The organism is Tepidiphilus thermophilus (assembly GCF_001418245.1).
Taxonomy (GTDB): Bacteria; Pseudomonadota; Gammaproteobacteria; order Burkholderiales; family Rhodocyclaceae; genus Tepidiphilus; species Tepidiphilus succinatimandens.
In genome coordinates this window covers 55445-72752 of record NZ_LIPU01000002.1, presented here as the reverse complement: position 1 = coordinate 72752, position 17308 = coordinate 55445, and the positions used below count along the sequence as shown (strand labels likewise).

General features: G+C 64.3%; 15 protein-coding genes. 9 read left to right on the top strand and 6 right to left on the bottom strand.

Going from position 1 to position 17308, the window contains the following annotated elements:
- Positions 1–38 precede the first annotated feature (38 nt).
- From apbC to ASC37_RS02080, 5 genes are all read left to right on the top strand, one after another.
- Positions 39–1127 carry an iron-sulfur cluster carrier protein ApbC gene (gene apbC, locus ASC37_RS02100; RefSeq protein WP_055422796.1) on the top strand — a complete coding sequence of 363 codons (1089 nt, stop codon included), beginning with the start codon at positions 39–41 and terminating at the stop codon, positions 1125–1127.
- An 85-nt stretch (positions 1128–1212) separates the two neighbouring features.
- Positions 1213–1779, top strand: a complete 567-nt coding sequence (dcd, locus tag ASC37_RS02095) for a dCTP deaminase (protein WP_028874211.1) — start codon at positions 1213–1215, stop codon at positions 1777–1779.
- 52 nt (positions 1780–1831) lie between these two features.
- On the top strand, positions 1832–4066 hold the full coding sequence (locus ASC37_RS02090; RefSeq protein WP_055422795.1) for an arginine/lysine/ornithine decarboxylase: 2235 nt from the start codon (positions 1832–1834) through the stop codon (positions 4064–4066).
- 54 nt (positions 4067–4120) lie between these two features.
- On the top strand, positions 4121–5440 hold the full coding sequence (locus ASC37_RS02085) for an ABC transporter substrate-binding protein (protein WP_055422794.1): 1320 nt from the start codon (positions 4121–4123) through the stop codon (positions 5438–5440).
- A gap of 10 nt (positions 5441–5450) precedes the next feature.
- Positions 5451–7547 carry a putative bifunctional diguanylate cyclase/phosphodiesterase gene (locus tag ASC37_RS02080; RefSeq protein ID WP_055422793.1) on the top strand — a complete coding sequence of 699 codons (2097 nt, stop codon included), beginning with the start codon at positions 5451–5453 and terminating at the stop codon, positions 7545–7547.
- Here ASC37_RS02080 and ASC37_RS02075 read toward each other — a convergent pair.
- Positions 7544–8038, bottom strand: coding sequence for a dihydrofolate reductase (locus ASC37_RS02075; RefSeq protein WP_055422792.1), 495 nt, complete (start codon positions 8036–8038; stop codon positions 7544–7546). The genes ASC37_RS02080 and ASC37_RS02075 overlap by 4 nt on opposite strands.
- Positions 8035–8829, bottom strand: a complete 795-nt coding sequence (locus ASC37_RS02070; protein ID WP_055422791.1) for a thymidylate synthase — start codon at positions 8827–8829, stop codon at positions 8035–8037. The genes ASC37_RS02075 and ASC37_RS02070 overlap by 4 nt, the downstream gene beginning before the upstream one ends.
- A 138-nt stretch (positions 8830–8967) precedes the next feature.
- Here ASC37_RS02070 and ASC37_RS02065 point away from each other — a divergent pair, with 138 nt between their 5' ends.
- Both ASC37_RS02065 and ASC37_RS02060 read left to right on the top strand, forming a co-directional pair.
- Positions 8968–9732 carry an oxygen-binding di-iron domain-containing protein gene (locus ASC37_RS02065; RefSeq protein WP_055422790.1) on the top strand — a complete coding sequence of 255 codons (765 nt, stop codon included), beginning with the start codon at positions 8968–8970 and terminating at the stop codon, positions 9730–9732.
- Positions 9729–11900: a putative bifunctional diguanylate cyclase/phosphodiesterase gene (locus ASC37_RS02060; RefSeq protein ID WP_055422789.1), complete on the top strand. Its 2172-nt coding sequence runs from the start codon at positions 9729–9731 to the stop codon at positions 11898–11900. Before ASC37_RS02065 ends, ASC37_RS02060 begins: the two co-directional genes overlap by 4 nt.
- 26 nt (positions 11901–11926) lie before the next feature.
- On the opposite strand, the gene ASC37_RS02055 is transcribed toward ASC37_RS02060, so the two are convergent.
- Genes ASC37_RS02055 through ASC37_RS02045 form a run of 3 tightly spaced genes read right to left on the bottom strand, consistent with a single transcriptional unit; the run spans position 11927 to position 14564 of the window.
- Complete coding sequence (locus ASC37_RS02055; protein WP_055422788.1) at positions 11927–12226, bottom strand: lipid-A-disaccharide synthase N-terminal domain-containing protein; 300 nt, start codon at positions 12224–12226, stop codon at positions 11927–11929.
- Positions 12223–12951: a glycosyltransferase family 2 protein gene (locus tag ASC37_RS02050; protein ID WP_055422787.1), complete on the bottom strand. Its 729-nt coding sequence runs from the start codon at positions 12949–12951 to the stop codon at positions 12223–12225. The genes ASC37_RS02055 and ASC37_RS02050 overlap by 4 nt, the downstream gene beginning before the upstream one ends.
- Positions 12952–12956: 5 nt before the next feature.
- Positions 12957–14564, bottom strand: coding sequence for an ArnT family glycosyltransferase (locus ASC37_RS02045; RefSeq protein WP_055422786.1), 1608 nt, complete (start codon positions 14562–14564; stop codon positions 12957–12959).
- Between the two features lie 215 nt (positions 14565–14779).
- On the opposite strand from ASC37_RS02045, the gene ASC37_RS02040 reads away from it, so the two are divergent.
- Both ASC37_RS02040 and ASC37_RS02035 read left to right on the top strand, forming a co-directional pair.
- Entirely contained in the window at positions 14780–15472 is a 693-nt protein-coding gene (locus ASC37_RS02040) for a response regulator transcription factor (protein WP_055422785.1), read from the top strand.
- The gene (locus ASC37_RS02035) at positions 15450–16706 is read left to right on the top strand and encodes a sensor histidine kinase (RefSeq protein WP_055422784.1); all 1257 of its coding nucleotides are present in this window, start codon (positions 15450–15452) and stop codon (positions 16704–16706) included. Before ASC37_RS02040 ends, ASC37_RS02035 begins: the two co-directional genes overlap by 23 nt.
- Here the strand turns inward: ASC37_RS02035 and ASC37_RS02030 are convergent.
- Positions 16701–17216 (bottom strand): hypothetical protein, encoded by a 516-nt coding sequence (locus tag ASC37_RS02030; RefSeq protein ID WP_055422783.1) that lies wholly within the window; start codon positions 17214–17216, stop codon positions 16701–16703. The genes ASC37_RS02035 and ASC37_RS02030 overlap by 6 nt on opposite strands.
- Between the last annotated feature and the right edge of the window lie 92 nt (positions 17217–17308).

The window sequence follows — 17308 nt, the reverse complement described above, 5'->3', positions numbered from 1 at the left end:
CCGCAGCAATGATACCCGAACCCTGTTGGAGTCCCGAGATGAGCCTTTCCCCTGATGCGATCCGCGACGCCCTCGCGGCCCTGACCGATCCCAACCTTGGAACCTCCTTGGGTAAAAGGGCGATCGTCGGGCTAGAGACCGAAGGCGGCACGGTGCGCGTGCGGCTTGCTCTGGATTACCCCGTGGCGACGATGGGCGAGGCGGTACGCGAGGCGGTGACGCAGGCGCTCAGCCGGCTGCCCGGGGTGGAGTCGGTGCAGGTCGAGCTTCTCTCCCGCATCGAGATCCACAAGATCCCGCCCGGCACCCAGCCTCTGCCCGGCGTGGCCAACGTGATCGCGGTGGCTTCCGGCAAGGGCGGGGTAGGCAAGAGCACCACGGCGGTGAACCTCGCCTTGGCGCTTCTGGCCGAAGGGGCGCGCGTGGGCGTGCTCGATGCCGACATCTACGGTCCCTCGATTCCCCAGATGCTGGGTCTGGGGCATCAGCCGCCGGAATCGACCGACGGCAAGAGCATGGAACCGCTCATGGCGCACGGCCTGCAGGTCAATTCCATCGGCTTTCTCGTCGATCCCGAAACGCCCATGATCTGGCGCGGGCCCATGGCCTCCCAGGCGCTGCTGCAGCTGCTCACCCAGACGAACTGGCACGAGCTCGACTATCTCGTCGTCGACCTGCCGCCGGGCACGGGCGACATCCAGCTCACCCTGTCGCAGAAGGCACCGCTCACCGGCGCGCTCATCGTCACCACCCCGCAGGACATCGCGCTGCTCGACGCGCGCAAGGCGGTGAAGATGTTCCAGAAGGTGAATGTTCCGGTCCTCGGGCTCGTCGAGAACATGAGCATCCACGTCTGCTCGAACTGCGGTCATGCCGAGCCCATTTTCGGCAGCGGCGGCGGCGAGAAGATGGCCCAGGAATACGGCCTGCCTTTCCTGGGCGCGCTGCCGCTCGACATCCGCATCCGCAAGGAAACCGACTCGGGAACGCCCACCGTCGTGGCCGAGCCGGAAGGGCCCATCGCCGCCCGCTACCGCGACATCGCCCGCCGTGTGGCGCTGGCGCTCGCGCGCGCGCCGCGCGATCTCAGCCACAAATTCCCTACCGTCGTGGTGCAAAACCGCTGAGTTTTGGCGTACACTTCGCGGCAATTCTGGGCGCGCAGGGTTGCCGGTCGCGCCGTTTTCGACCCAGGCCACGAACGGGAGTACGATGAGCATCAAATCGGATCGCTGGATACGGCGCATGGCGCAAGAGCATGGCATGATCGAACCCTTCGCGCCCGAGCTCGTGCGCCAGACCGAGCGCGGCAAGATCGTCTCCTACGGCACTTCCAGCTACGGCTACGACGTGCGCTGCGCCGACGAATTCAAGATCTTCACCAACATCAATTCCACCATCGTCGACCCCAAGGCCTTCGACGAGCGCAGTTTCGTCGATTTCAAGGGCGAAGTCTGCATCATCCCGCCCAACTCCTTTGCGCTCGCCCGCACGGTGGAATACTTCCGCATTCCCAGGAACGTCCTCACAGTCTGCCTGGGCAAGAGCACCTACGCGCGCTGCGGCATCATCGTCAATGTCACGCCGCTCGAACCGGAATGGGAAGGCTACGTGACGCTGGAATTTTCCAACACCACGCCGCTGCCAGCAAAAATCTACGCCAACGAAGGCGTGGCGCAGATGATCTTCTTCGAGTCCGACGAAGTCTGTGAAACCTCCTACCGCGACCGCGGCGGCAAATATCTCGGCCAGCGTGGCGTGACGTTGCCGCGTCTCTGAGTCGCCTCCCGGTCTTCGATCCATGCCGTTTCTTGCTGCGAGGGCGGGTCCCATGCGCTTCCATTTCCCTATCGTCATTATCGACGAAGACTTCCGCTCCGAGAATGCGAGCGGCCTGGGCATCCGGGTGCTGGCCAAGGCGATCGAAGCCGAAGGCATGGAAGTGCTCGGCGTGACCAGCATTGCCGATTTCTCCTCGTTCGCCCAGCAGCAGAGCCGCGCCTCCGCGTTCCTGCTGTCGATCGACGACGAGGAATTCCAGGCGCCGGAAGATGCCGCACGCGCCATCGCCCGGCTGCGCGGCTTCGTGCGCGCCGTGCGCTTTCGCAACCACGACATCCCCATTTTCCTCTATGGCGAGACGCGCACCAGCCGCCACATCCCCAACGACGTGCTGCGTGAGATGCACGGCTTCATCCACATGTTCGAGGACACGCCCGAGTTCATCGCGCGCTACGTCGTGCGCGAGGCGCGCAATTACCTGGAGAGCCTGCCGCCCCCCTTCTTCCGCGCGCTCACCCATTACGCCGCCGACGGCTCCTACTCCTGGCACTGCCCTGGGCACTCGGGGGGCGTGGCCTTTCTGAAGAGCCCGGTGGGACAGATGTTCCACCAGTTCTTCGGCGAGAACCTGTTGCGCGCCGACGTCTGCAACGCCGTCGAGGAACTCGGGCAGTTGCTCGATCACACCGGACCGGTGGCGGCCTCCGAGCGCAACGCCGCGCGCATCTTCCACTGCGACCACCTTTATTTCGTCACCAACGGCACCTCCACCTCGAACAAGATGGTGTGGCACTCCACGGTGGCGCCCAACGACATCGTGGTGGTCGACCGCAACTGCCACAAGTCGATCCTCCACGCCATCATCATGACGGGGGCGATTCCCGTCTTCCTGCCGCCCACGCGCAACCACTACGGCATCATCGGCCCGATTCCGCTCGAAGAGTTCGAACCGGCCTCGATCCAAGCCAAGATCGATGCGCACCCCTTCATCGATCAGGCCAACAGCCGCACGCCGCGCATCCTGACGATCACGCAGTCGACCTACGACGGCATTGCCTACAACGTCGAGACCATCAAGCAGAAGCTCGACGGCTACATCGACACGCTGCACTTCGACGAAGCCTGGCTGCCGCACGCCGCCTTCCACGATTTCTATGGCGACTATCACGCCATCGGCGAGGATCGCCCGCGTTGCGAGCACTCGCTCATCTTCTCGACGCAGTCGACGCACAAGCTGCTCGCGGGCTTGTCCCAAGCCTCGCAGATCCTGGTGCAGGAGTCGCGCACGCGCAAGCTCGACCGCGACGTGTTCAACGAATCCTACCTCATGCATACCTCCACCTCGCCCCAGTACGCCATCATCGCCTCGTGCGACATCGCCGCCGCCATGATGGAGCCGCCCGGCGGCACGGCGCTCGTGGAGGAATCCCTCATGGAGGCGGCGGAATTCCGCCGCGCCATGCGCGACGTGGAAGCCGAACTCGGGGATTGGTGGTTCAAGGTCTGGGGTCCGGATTACCTCGCCGAAGAAGGGGTGGGCCAGCGCGAAGACTGGCTGCTGCGCCCCAACGACCGCTGGCACGGCTTCGGCGCCGTGGCCGAAGGGTTCAACATCCTCGATCCGATCAAGGCCACCATCATTACCCCGGGGCTGGACGTCGAAGGCGAATTCGACGAATGGGGCATTCCGGCCGGCGTGGTGACGCGTTACCTTGCCGAGCACGGCATCGTGGTCGAGAAAACGGGCCTTTATTCTTTTTTCATCATGTTTACCATCGGCATCACCAAGGGCCGCTGGAATACCATGGTCACCGAGCTGCAGCAGTTCAAGGACGACTACGACGGCAACCGCAAGCTGTGGCGGGTGATGCCCGAATTCGTCGCCAAACACCCGCAGTACGAGGACTGGGGGCTGCGCGACCTGTGCCAGCGCATCCACGCCTTCTACAAGGCGCACGACGTGGCTAGGCTCACCACCGAGATGTACACCTCCGAGATGGTGCCGGCGATGCGCCCGTCCGACGCCTTCGCCATGATGGCGCACCGCAAGATCGACCGCGTCCCCATCGACGAGCTCGAAGGCCGGATCACCGCCATGCTCGTCACGCCTTATCCTCCCGGTATTCCGTTGCTGATCCCCGGCGAGCGCTTCAACGCCACCATCGTGCGCTATCTCCAGTTCGCCCGCGACTTCAACCGGCGCTTTCCCGGTTTCGAGACCGATATCCATGGTCTGGTCAAGGACTCTGAAGGGAACTATCATGTCGACTGCGTGCGTTCGTAGCGGCTGAACGCGGCGCGCCGCCGCACACGCTAGCGACGACAAAGGGGGGGCGATATGCAGCGTTTCGGAAGGTATCTGCCAGCGGCGGCGAGGTTTTTCGTCTTTTGCCTGCTGCGCCTGGGGCATTTCCGCTCTTCTTGTTCTTGGCGCAAGGCAGGGGCCTGCTTTCTACCCTTCCTTTTCCTGAGTAGCATCTCCTTCGCCCAGACCCTGCCGCCGCTGCTCATCGCCCACGTGATGCCCACCACGGGCCGTTTCGCCCTACACGCCGAGGCCGACCGGCGCGGCGTGGAGATGGCGATCGAGGATTTCGGCGGCAAAATCCTGGGGCGAGACCTGGTTCTGCTCACACGCAACGCCACCACCGATCCGGCGCAGGCGGCCAAGATCGCCGAGGCGCTCATCACGCAGAACCACATCGCCTTCATGGTCGGGGCGATCGACTCGGGCGTGGCCGCTGCCATGTCGGCGGTGTGTCAGAAATACGGCGTGATCTTCATCAACACGAATTCCTCTTCTCCCTCGGAGGCGGTGGAGAACGCACATCGCACCAAGTTCGTGTTCGACGCCAACGGAGCCAACTTCAACAAGGCGCTCCTGAAATACGCCCTCGATCGGCATCCGCGCAAGCGCGCCATCCTGCTCACAGAGGACAACGTCTGGGGGCACAGCAACGCGGCGGCCTCGCGCGGCTACATCGAGCGCTACGGTGGCAGCGTGGTCGAGGAGGTCGTCGTGCCCGTCTCGCTGCCCGATCCGGCGGGGCTTGCCACGCGCATCGCCGCCATGGACATCGACGTCGTCGCCGTGAACCTGAGCGGCAATAACCAGATCCGGCTCTTCGCCCAGATCGATCCCGCGCTCTTCGAACGGCAGTCGTGGGTGGTGGGGGAGGTCGATTGGGAAGAACTCTATCCGGCCCCCGGTACGCCGCGGCCGCTCTTCGGCACCACCTGGGCGTGGAACCTCGACACGCCCGGCACGGCCGAGTTCGTGGCACGCTACCGGCAGCGCTACGGCAACACGGTGCTCGATTATCCCGGCGACGTGACGCACGCCGCCTATCTGGCCATGCGGGCGCTGCTGCAGGCGATCGAACGCGCCGCTACGACGCACAACCATGCCGTGATCCGTACGCTCGAGACGATGCGCTGGAGCGCGCGCGAGCGCATGCAGCACGACGACGCCTACATGGATCCGGCAAGCCATCACCTACAGCAATCCGTCTATACCGCCACCTGGCGCCATGATCCCGCCAACCCCGCTGCCGGCATCAAAATCCTCGGGCACCTGAGACCCGAGGAGGCGCGCTACGAGGGGGAAGACGCCACCCGCCTCGAATCCTTCGAGGAAACTCCTTCTTATACGCCTTGAGAGGCCAGGCATGCACCGTCCCCGCTTCGGTCTCATCGCCCGCATCGCCTGGCTGGTCCTGGCGATCGAGGCGCTCGCCTTCGGCGCGCTCACGGCCGTGTATCTCGACCGCTCGCGCACCCTGATGGAGCGGCGCATCGAGACGCAGCTGCAGCGCGTCGGCCGCATGCTGCAGGAAGAAAACCTGCCGCTCAACGCGGTGTCCACGCCAGCGCTGATGTCCGACCTCATCGGCCTCGGCTACCAGGGAGGATTCGTCTTGGGCGGCAGCGGCCGGGTGATCGTCGCAAGCGACCCCCTGCTGTTGGGAAAAAAAGCCGATGAAGTGCCGGGATTCGACCCTTCCTGGTTGAATGCCTCCGTACGGTCAGGGTTCGAAGCATTCTTCGCGCCCGAACGGCTCACCGCCGTCTTGCACGTGCGAGGGCCGGAGTCCTCCGCTCCTCTCTATACCGTGGTGCTCACCTTCGACACCGCCGAGCTGCGTGCCGCCACCCGTGAGGTGATTGCCTGGGGCGCGGCGCTGTCTTTGGCCTTCCTCCTCTTCACGTCGTTTGCCATCGTCTTCGTGGCGCACCGCCTCATCACGCGCCGGGTGCAGCATACCCTGCGCGCGCTCAAGCAGATCGAGGACGGAGCCCTGGAGATGCGCATCTCCATCACCGCCACCGACGAATTGGGCGACTTGCAGCAGGGCATCAATTCGATGACGGAAAAGCTCGCCGCCACCATCGCCGAACAGAAGCAGGCGCAGGCGCGTATCCGCCAGCTCGCTTTCTATGACCAGCTCACCGGCTTGCCGAACCGAGTAGCCATTCTCGAATACCTCCGGGAGGTTCTGAGCAACGATGGCGGAAGTCATGGGGCGCTGCTGCTCTTCGATCTCGACGACTTCAAAACGCTCAACGAGACGCTGGGCCATGAGGCGGGCGACGAACTGCTGCGCGAGGTGGCCGAACGCTTACGCGACGGACTGGGGGGCGAAGCGCAGGTTGCGCGCGTCGGCGGCGATGAGTTCCTCGTCGTCCTCACCGGACTCGGCGAGGACGAAGCCGAGGCCAGAGGCCGCGTCGAGGCGCTCTTCGAGCGGCTGCGTACCTTGCTCGTCCAACCCTGCCGCATCGGACACGCGCAGCTGCGTACCACCGCCAGCTGCGGCGTCGCCCTGTTTCATGGGGCACGGGTCGGGCTCGACGAGCTCCTCAAGCGCGCCGAACTGGCGATGTACCACGCAAAGGCCAGCGGCCGTAACCGCTTGTGTTTCTTCGATGAAGAGATGGCGCGCGCCGTGCGTCACCGCGCCGAGCTCGAGCGGGATCTGGAGCAGGCGATCGAGGCCGGCCAGTTCGTCCTGTATTACCAGCTGCAGGTGCGTGGCCCCCATCAGGCCGTGGGCGCCGAGGCGCTCATCCGTTGGCCGCATCCCGAGCGCGGCATGATCTCGCCGGCCGAGTTCATTCCGCTCGCCGAGGAAACCGGCCTCATCGTCCCTCTCGGGCGCTGGGTGCTGGAGACGGCCTGCCGGCAGCTGGTTTCTTGGGCAAGCACGCCGGAGACGGCCCAGCTGACCCTCTCGGTCAACGTCAGCGCCCGCCAGATCTATCAGCCGGATTTCGTCGATCAGGTGCTGGAGGTGGTCGAAAAGAGCGGTGCGGATCCGCGCCGCCTCAAACTGGAGCTCACCGAGAGCACCTTGGCCTCCGACATTGCTGGCGTCATCGAGAAGATGCGTCTTCTCAAACAGAAAGGCATTGGCTTCGCCCTGGACGACTTCGGCACGGGGTATTCCTCGCTCACCTACCTCAAGCGCCTGCCGCTCGACGAGTTGAAGATCGATCAGTCCTTCGTGCGCGACGTGCTCACCGACTCCAACGATGCGGCCATCGCACGCACCATCGTGGCGCTCGCCCACAGCCTGGGGCTGGAGGTGATCGCCGAGGGGGTGGAGACGCCCGAGCAATGGAAGTTCCTGGCCGAGCTAGGATGCCCCGCCTACCAGGGTTATTATTTCGCGCGACCCGTGCCGATCGAGCGTTTCGAGGAGACCTTGCGCGGGTTCCTTCTCGTCCAGCGGGAAATTGGACTACCGACGGATTCGGGGCGCTAAGCGTCGCTGTGGCGGTAGGTGACGATCTGGTAAGGGTATTCGTCGTCAGGATCCGCCTCGGGGCGTTCGCGGCCGACTTCGGCGAAGCGCCTCCGGTCCCATTCAGGGAAGAACGCATCCCCCTGAGGCTCGGCGTCCACTTCTGTGATCACCAGGCGATCGGCAAACGGCAGTGTCTGGCGATAGATCTGCGCTCCGCCGATCACGAAGACCACCGGCTCAGCCTCGAGCGCCGCCCGCGCGGCTTCGAGCGAGGGATAGACTTCCGCGCCGGGGGCCGTGAAAGAGGGATCGTGGCTCACCACCACGTTGCGGCGATCGGGCAGGGGGCGACCGAGCGATTCCCAGGTCTTGCGCCCCATGAGCACCGCGTGCCCGGTGGTAAGTCGGCGGAAGTGCCGCAAGTCGGATTTCAGCCGCCACGGCAGCGCCCCGCCGCGACCGATCACGCCATTTCGCGCCACCGCGGCGACGATCACCCACTCGCTCATACCGCCACCGGTGCCGGGATGTGGGGGTGCGGATCGTAGCCTTCCAGCGTGAAATCCTCGTAGCGGAAAGCGAAGAGATCGGTCACTTCCGGGTTGAGCTTCATCTTGGGTAGCGGCCGCGGCTCGCGGCCAAGCTGCAGCCGGGCCTGCTCCAGGTGGTTGAGGTAGAGATGGCAATCTCCCCCCGTCCAGATGAACTCGTGCGCCTCATAGCCGCAGATCTGGGCCACCATCAGGGTGAGCAGCGCATAGGAGGCGATGTTGAACGGCACGCCGAGAAAGACGTCGGCGCTGCGCTGGTAGAGCTGGCAGGAGAGCCTGCCCTCGGCGACGTAGAACTGGAAGAGCGCGTGGCAGGGCGGTAGCGCCATCTGGTCCACCTCGGCCGGATTCCAGGCCACGACCAGGTGGCGGCGCGAATCCGGATTCGTCTTCAGCCCTTCGACGAGGCGGGCGATCTGGTCGATGCTGCGACCGTCCGGCGCCTCCCAGCGCCGCCATTGCTTGCCATAGACCGGCCCGAGCTCGCCGCGCTCGTCGGCCCACTCGTCCCAGATCGTCACGCCGTGCTCGCGCAGGTACGCCACGTTGGTGTCGCCGCGCAGAAACCACAGCAGTTCGTGGATGATCGATTTGACGTGCAGTTTCTTGGTGGTGAGCAGCGGAAAGCCTTGGCGCAGATCGAAGCGCATCTGCCAGCCGAAGACCGACAGGGTGCCGGTTCCGGTGCGGTCCGCCTTGCGGGTGCCGTGCTCCAGGATGTGCCGCAGGAGGTCGAGGTAGGGTCGCATTGCCGTGTCGGAGGAAAAAATCGACCCTTATTCTAGCGCAGCTGCGCGGCGGCAACACCGCCGTCAGGGTTTATCCTCGGGTGAGTCGGTGTTATTCTTTCCTGCGTCGGCATGCCCCTTTTCAGGAACGGAACATCCATGCACAACGTAGAGCTCTACCGGGACGATGCCCATCTGTGCGTGCTGCTCAACGAAAGCGAGGAGCTCGATGAGGGCGGCATCCACTCCAACCAGTTCCTCATCCTGCATCAGGAGTTCGGCGTCCTGCTCGATCCCGGCGGCTTCGGGGTGATGCCCGACGTGCTCGATGCCATGCTCGCCTACTGCGAGCCGGAGCAGATCCGCTACATCGTCTTGTCGCACCAAGACCCGGACATCGTGGGCGGCCTTGCCTCCTGGCTCGAACTCACGCGCGCCACCGTGCTCATCTCGCGCCTGTGGACGCGTTTCATCCCTCATTATGGCCTTCCGAACACCGATCGTATCGTCGCCATCCCCGATACCGGCGCCCAGATCGATCTTGGAACCTCCGCCGTTCTCGACCTGATTCCGGCGCACTTCCTGCATTCCGAGGGCAACTTCCAGGTCTACGATCCGCGGGCGAAGATCCTCTTTTCCGGCGACGTGGGGGCTTCGGAACTGAGCGGTGCCGAGACGCAGACCTTCATCGAGGATCTGGCGCCGCATCTGCCCCGCATCGAGGGGTTCCATCGCCGCTACATGGCGAGCAACCGCGCCATCAAAGCGTGGAGGGAAACCTTGGGCGAGCGGCCGGTCGAGCTGCTGGCGCCACAGCACGGGCCGGTCTATCGCGGCGCTGCCGTTGGCCAGTTCCTCGGCTGGCTCGAGGGGCTCGAATGCGGCGTCGATCTCCTGCAGCCCGGGGGAGTGTTTCGGCGATGAACCGTTTCATTCCCCCCGATCTCTTGCGTCTGCGGCGCGATAGCCTGCGAGCGATCACCGGTATCCTCGAGCATGAGACCCGTTTCCGTCTCGGGTTTTCGGCCATGGCGGCTGCACTCGAGCGCGCCCATCGCCGTCTGGCGGCGACGCTCGAGCATCCGCCGGCCGAAGGAACGGCCGAGGCGGAATCTCCCCGCTCCCAGCTTGCCCGCCTCGACCGTATGGTCGGTCTGCTCCACGAGCTCCTCGACCAGGATGGGCGGGCCCAGACCGATGCGATCGTCTCCTTGCTGCATCACTTCGAAGAAGCCAGCGCCGAACTCACCCAGACCCTGGTGGAGAAGGAACTCATCGACCGGCAGCGCGCCGTCCTCGAACGCATCATCTTCTCGTATGAGCGCATCTCCCAATGGATGGAGTTTCTCAAGGAGATCCTCACCGATTTCTACCAGATCTTTCCGTTCGATGTATTCTTCGTCGCTTTTGCCGAGAAGCACGGACTGACGCTCAAGGTCTTTCACCCTTCGGCGCAGGAATCGACCGTGCGAGAGCAACTCTTGCATCGAGTCTCGCAGCACGTCCTCTCCTCCCTGGGGCAGCCTCCAGATTCGTCCTTCGATATCGAAGAGCATTTCCTCACCACCAAGCCCGCCGAGGCGAAGCCGGTCGAATCGATGATGTTGATCACCGAGCGCGTGCCGGAGCATCACACCAAACTGGCCGGTATCCTCGGTGCTGCTTTCGGGGTGCATGAAAAACTCTCGCCGCAGGAAGAGGCGGTGATCCGTTCGCTCCTGGCGATCGTCGTCATCGTGGTCGGCTCCAGCCGTGCGTTGGGGCAGTCGCTCGCCGAGCTCGAATACTATTCGCTGCACGACCCCCTCACCAACCTCTACAACCGGCGGCATTTTCTCTCCATGCTGCAGTACGAGATCACGCGCAGCGAGCGCCACCAGCACGAATTCTCTCTGCTGATGGTCGATCTCGACGATTTCAAGGACGTCAACGACACCTTCGGCCATCCCGTGGGCGACGAAGCCTTGTGTCAGGTAGCCAATCACCTCAAGGGCAGCGTGCGCCCGGGCGATCTCGTCTGCCGCATCGGAGGCGACGAATTCGTCATCCTCTTGCCGGAGACGGGCAAAGAAGAAGCCAAACGCCTTGCCCGTACCATCCGTGACCGTCTGCGCGAGCATCCCGTCCACGCTTCCCAGCTTGAATTCCATCTCACGGCCTCCATTGGCATCGTCACCTATCCCGCCGACGGAGCCAATCAAAACGATCTGATGACCCGGCTCGACTTCGCCGCCTATGAAGCGAAGAAACGGGGCAAGGACGGCGTCTTTCACTACAGCGACATCGACCGCGGCGAGGAAGTGCAGCGCATCGCCCAGCACCGTCGCCAGGAAGCGGAGGTCGTGCGTGCCGCTTTACGCAAGGGGCGCATCGTCCCCTATTTCCAGCCCATCATCGAAACGGGAAGTGGCCGGGTCGTCGCCTACGAGGTGCTCGCGCGGCTGATCGCCGACGATGGCGAGATCGTCTCCGCCGCCCGCTTCATCGACGCCATCGAAAAGTACGGCATGGGCCGGGAGCTCGACCGTCGCATGATCTCTGCCGCGCTCGATGCCCTGCGCCGTCTGCCGCCGACGGCAAACGATTCGGCCCCGCTGCTCTTTCTCAATCTCTCGGTGCAGGAGATCCAGAACCGCAACGTACTGACCTTTGCCTCCCGCCTTTGTTATCAGTGGGAGATCGACCCTCATCGCATCGTCTTCGAGCTGCTGGAGCGCGATGCCATTTCTGACATGGAGAAGATCCGCCGTTTCCTCTCCACCTTGCGCAAGAAAGGGTTTCGTTTCGCCCTCGACGATTTCGGCAGCGGCTACAACTCCTTCCACTACCTGCGCGAGCTGGAATTCGATTTCGTCAAGATCGACGGTGCCTTCATCCGCGGCATCGAGCACTCGAAGACCGACGAAGCGCTGGTGCGCAACCTCGCCCGCCTGTGCCACGATCTCGGCATCCAGACGGTGGCCGAATTCGTCGAGAGCCAGAGCCTGCTTGAGCACCTGCGTGCCCTTGGAGTGACGCACGCCCAGGGGTATTACATCGGTTTGCCTAGACCCGACATTCTGCTTTTCGCGGACAAGACCGTCGGGCGCTGAGCGCTCGTGAAGAAATCAGCTGCGCTTCAGGCCGAGACCTCGGAGGCGCCGTCCCGGGCGTGACGCTTGCGCTCGCGCCAGATGAGATGCAGGTTGCGGGCGTAGATGAAAAGGCCCGTGAGCTGGCCGATGATGAAGACGGGATCGGCGCGATAGATGGCGTAGGCAAGCAGCGTCGCCCCGCCAGCGAGGCTGAAGTACCAAAATGCTATTGGCATAACGCTTCGCCGCTGGCGTTCGCTCGCGAGCCACTGGACGAGAAAACGCATCGAGAAAAGCGCCTGACCGGTCAGACCGATGCCGAGCCAGATGAGGTCGGGGTTCATCTTTGTTCTCCGTGCCGTGAAGGGTAGGGCAAGCGGCGGCGGTGCAGCAGCCACCACACACCACAGAGATCGACCAGACCGACCCAGAGGCGGTTGCCGATGCCGTATTTCGACGTGCCGTGCCGCCTGGGGCGGTGATGCACCGGCATCGAGACGACGCGTCCTCCTTCGCGTCGCACCAGCGCCGGCAGGAAGCGGTGGAAGTGGTCGAAGTAAGGCAGGCGCAGGAAGAGCTCGCGCCGGATGAGCTTTACGCCGCAGCCGCTGTCCGGCACGCCGTCGTGCAATAGCGCCGAACGGACCGCATTGGCGATGCGCGAGGATAGCCGTCGAATCCACGTGTCGTGGCGATCGACGCGGTGGCCGATGACCATGTCCGGTGGGTCTGACTCCTGCTGCACCAGGGTCCAGAAACGCCACAGGTCGGCCGGATCGTTCTGACCGTCGCCGTCGAGCGTGCCGATCCATGCTCCTTGTGCAGCGAGCGCCCCGGTGAGCAGCGCCGCGCTTTGACCGGCATTGCGCTCATGGCGCACCACGTGCCAGTTCGGCCCCTTCTGGGCGCAGAGGTCTTGCAGCACGGCAAACGTGTCATCGGTGCTCGCGTCGTCGACGAAGATCACCTCGAAGTCGAGCTTGCCGCCGAGCGCGGCTTGGATTTCGTCGGCGAGGGTGGCGACGTTGTCGCGTTCATTATGTACAGGAATGACGATGGAGAGGTCCATGAAGTTCACTCCGACGCGTCGTCGACGTCGTCGTTGGGTTGAAGGGTGGGGGATGAAGGATGGGAAAGCGCCGCGATTTCGCGGGCGGAGGCGATGAAGAGGATTTGTCCGCGATAGGGTTGCTGCAAGAGGGGCGCCGCGAACTCGGGGGGCGGCATGCCCTTGAACGTATCGATGAGGATCCCTTCGGGATGTTCCTTGGCCCAAACATGCAGCTCCGACCAGGAGATTTCCTCGATCGGTTGATTCAAACGGCCGTAGAAGTGGAATTGATCGTGATATTGACCCACGAACGCCACCGGACGCCCTTCGGCCTGGGCTTGGGCGATGAAGCGGCTCGCCGGGCGTACGTCGTAATAGGGGGCGGCGGCCCGGCCCAATCCCAGGGCGAGGATCGTGAGGAAGAGCCCCGTGCCGAGAGCAAAGGTTGGCAGCCAGGCCGAACGCGTGCGCCAAGGCAGGAGCCAACCGGTGATCGCCAGGGTGGCAAGCGCCGCCGCTGGCCAGGAAGGAAGGTTGGCCAGGAAAGGCGGCAGATGCGCTGGCGGGTGCAGGCGCAAGAAGACGAGGGCGGCGGCCGCCGCGAGCGGCAGCAGAACAGGCAGGCGATCGAGGCGGCTGGGGTGCTCGCCGTGCACGGCGAGTGCCCGCGCAAGCAGCAGGGACACGGCGGGGAAGAGCGGCAGGAGATAATGTGCCTGCTTGCCGCTGATGGCGCAGAAGGCGAGGAAAGAAATTCCTGCCCACGCCAGGAGAAAACGCAGCGCCGGCTCGCGCAGGGGGCGCAGACGCGCGAGCGCACGCCAGGCGCTCGGCCACAGCGTCCAAGGTGCGAGCAGGAGCGGCAAGAGCGGCAGGTACCACCACCAAGAGCGGCGGTGGGCGAAGGATTCGACGATGCGCCCGGCGCTTTGCCCCCAGAAGATCATGTGGGCATACTCCGGGCCGCCGCGGATCGCCGCCGGCACCGCCCAGGTGAGGGCGATGGCCGCGCCACCCAGGGCGGCGAGCGCCAAACGTCGGTACCAGCGACCGGGCAGCCCCGCTTCCGGCCGCCACCAGGGCCACAGCAGTGCCGCCGGCAGCACGTGCAGCAGCACCACCGGCCCTTTGGCGAGTACGCCCAGACCGATGCCGGCGCCCACCCATAGCCAAGCACGTCTCTGGCCTCGAGCGGCATCCCATAGGCCGTTCATCGCCAGCAGCACGCAGGCGGCGAGCAAGGTGTCGAACATCACGGCCGCCGTGAACACAGCCCACAGTCCCGTTCCGAGCAGGATCGTACCGGCCCATCCACCGAGCGCCGGCGTCTCCGGCCACAGGCGGCGGGCGAGACGGGCGGTGAGGAGCACTCCGGCAAAGGAGAGGCTGGCGCTCGCCACCCGCGGCCACCAGTCGTTCACCCCGAAAATGGCCCAGCCTGCGTGGAGTATCCAGAAGAGCAGCGGCGGCTTGTGGTGATAGGGGTGTCCGTTCAAATAGGGTACGAGGAAGTCGCCGCGGGCGAACATCTCCCAGGCCACGCCGAGGTAGCGCGTCTCGTCGATGGGAATGAATGGCAAGGCGTAGAGAAAGGCGAAGGTGAGCAAACCGATGCCGGCGAGCCAGGTCAAAACATAAAAAGGGATCGAATGGCCTGCTGCAGCCGCTGGCGATGGTTTTTCGAGAGGACCGCAGGGAAAGATCGTCGGGGAAGCGGGCATGCTGCGTAGGGAGGCGTTCGTGGAGGCGCCATGATAGGCGCAGCCACGTCAACGCGGTGTGAAGGTGTCGAGGGAACGGAGCCCTCCTGTGCCCTCGATCGACAACTCTCCTATAATGAGTCGCCATGGACGTTTTGCTCATCGAAGACAATCCCGATCTGGCGGGTAATATCGTAGATTATCTCGAATCGCGAGGACACCGCGTCGATCTGGCGCGCGATGGCCTCAGCGGCCTGCATTTTGCCGCCAGCAAGGCGTTCGACGCCATCGTGCTCGATCTGGGCTTGCCCGGCATCGACGGCGTCGAGCTGTGCCGGCGCCTGCGAGAGGAAGGCCTTGCCACCCCCATCCTCATGCTCACCGCCCGTGGTGAGCTCGATGACAAGGTGCTCGGCCTCGAAGCCGGGGCCGACGATTACCTCGTCAAGCCGCTGTCGCTGCGCGAGCTCGAAGCGCGCTTGCGTGCGCAAGTGCGCCGCGCCGCCGGAGGGTTGGAGCAGCAACGCTTGCAAGTGGGAGATCTGCTGCTCGACGAGCGCACCCGGCAGGTATCGCGACAGGGGCGCCGGATCGCGCTGGCACCTTTGGATTATCAATTGCTGCGCCTGCTGATGCGTGCCTCACCCGCCGTGCTGCCGCGCGAGCGCCTGGAATCCCTGCTGTGGGGGGATGATCCGCCCGACAGTGACGCCTTGCGCGCCCACATCCACCGCCTGCGGCTGGCGATCGACCGTCCCTTCGACGTCCCCTTGCTGCACACGGTGCCGCACGTGGGCTACCGGCTGGCCGTGCCCGATGAAGCAGAAACGTCCTCCTAGCCTGCGCCTGCGGCTCATCGCCGCCTTCGTCTTTCTTGGCGTAGCCTTGGGGCCCCTGGTGTCGGGCGCCATGCTCTGGGTGAGCTATACCCTGGAAGAGGAAGCGGTAAAGGCGACGGTGCAGGAGCGGTTGCAGCACCTCTTGAGCACCCCGGAGCATTACGTCCTGCGCGAGCATCCCCGCCATCCCAAGGTCTATGTTTTGTCCTCGTTCGAACTCGAGGGCGTGCCGGATCGCATTTTTTCCCGCGCCGACGGAATCCATGAATTCGAACTGGGGCACCGGGCCTGGATCGTCGGGCTGGCGAGCCTCGGCGACGGGCGGCGTTACGCCGTGCTCGAGGACATCTCCAGCATCGAACGGCGCGAATGGGTGAGCGTGTTCATCGTGCTCGGCGGCGCGGCTTTTTCCGGCTATGTCGCGCTGTGGTTCGGTTTCTACTTTTCACGCCGGCTGCTCGCGCCGCTCACCCGGCTCGCCGGGCGCCTGGGCGAGGCGAACGATCTCGCCGCCGAGGTGCGGCTCGCCGAAGAAGGGCTGGACGAAGAGGTGCTGGTGCTGGCGCGAGCGCTCGACGAGTATCGCTGGCGCATGTCCGAGCTGCTGGCCCGAGAGCGGGAATTTTCCGCCGACGCAAGCCACGAGCTGCGCACGCCGCTTACCGTGATCCGTCTGGCGGCGGAGCTTCTCGCCGAGGATGCGGCGCTGTCCGAGCGTTCGCGCCGTGCCTTGGTGCGCATCGAACATGCGAGTGCACGGATGGCCGAGACGATCGAGACGCTGCTGATGCTCGCGCGCGAACCGGAAGCGACCAAAGAGGAGTTCGACGTCGTCGACGTGGCCCGTGAGGCGCTGGCGCACATCGAATTCTTCGCCGAAGGATCGGAGATCACCTTGGAGCTGCTCGTCTTGGCCCATCCTCTCGTCCATGGATCCCCGGCGGCGCTCTCCGTCATCGTCGCCAATCTCGTGCGCAACGCGATCCAGCATGCACAGTGCCACCGCATCACGGTGCGCATCGAACCGGACCGGCTGTGCGTCGAGGATGACGGGATCGGCATGCCGCAAACCGCGGATGGGGCGAGCGGTGGTCGCGGCCTGGTGATGGTGCGCCGGCTGTGCGAACGGGAAGGGTGGGAGCTGCGCTCGAGCGCTCGCGAGGCCGACGGTCGGGGAACGAAAATCGAGGTGGTCTTTTTCAGGCCCTTTGCCGATGAACCTCGTTCATCATAGAACCTTGAGCAGATCGGCGCGCAGCTGTTCCGCCCTTCTTCTTCCTTCCGCGCTTTCCTGGATCAGCCGAAACCATTGTCCATAGAGCGCGCGCAGCTCTTCGTGCGATTGGGCTGCGGCAATCTCGTCGATGAGCGAGAGATGGATGATTGGGCCGCGGCAAAAGGCCTTGATGGTGTTGATCATGAAATGACGCGCCATGTCCAGTTCTTCGGGGTTACGCGGTTCTGGAAGCGGACGGAAATCGGTGAGGGAGGGGAGTCTGTCTTGGCGGGTGATTGCCTCGTTTTCGCCTTTGAGGCCGACGAGCTCGATGTAGCCTTCTTCTTCGAGGTGACCGAGGACGTTGGAGAGATCGTCGGTCGACGCGAGTTCGCGCAGCTCTTCCACGGTCCGCTTGCCGTCGACCATGATGAGAATACGACGCTGGCGCGGCGTCAATTTTCCCGAACGGTGCTGAACTTCATCTACCCCTTTGGGCGTCTTGCGGAAAACGGCTCTGCTGGGCATAGGGAAATTCTCTTATGGTTGAATCATCATGATTCATCTTAACCAAAACCAAAAACATAGGCAAGAAAAAGCCCCTGTCAGGGCAGGGGCTT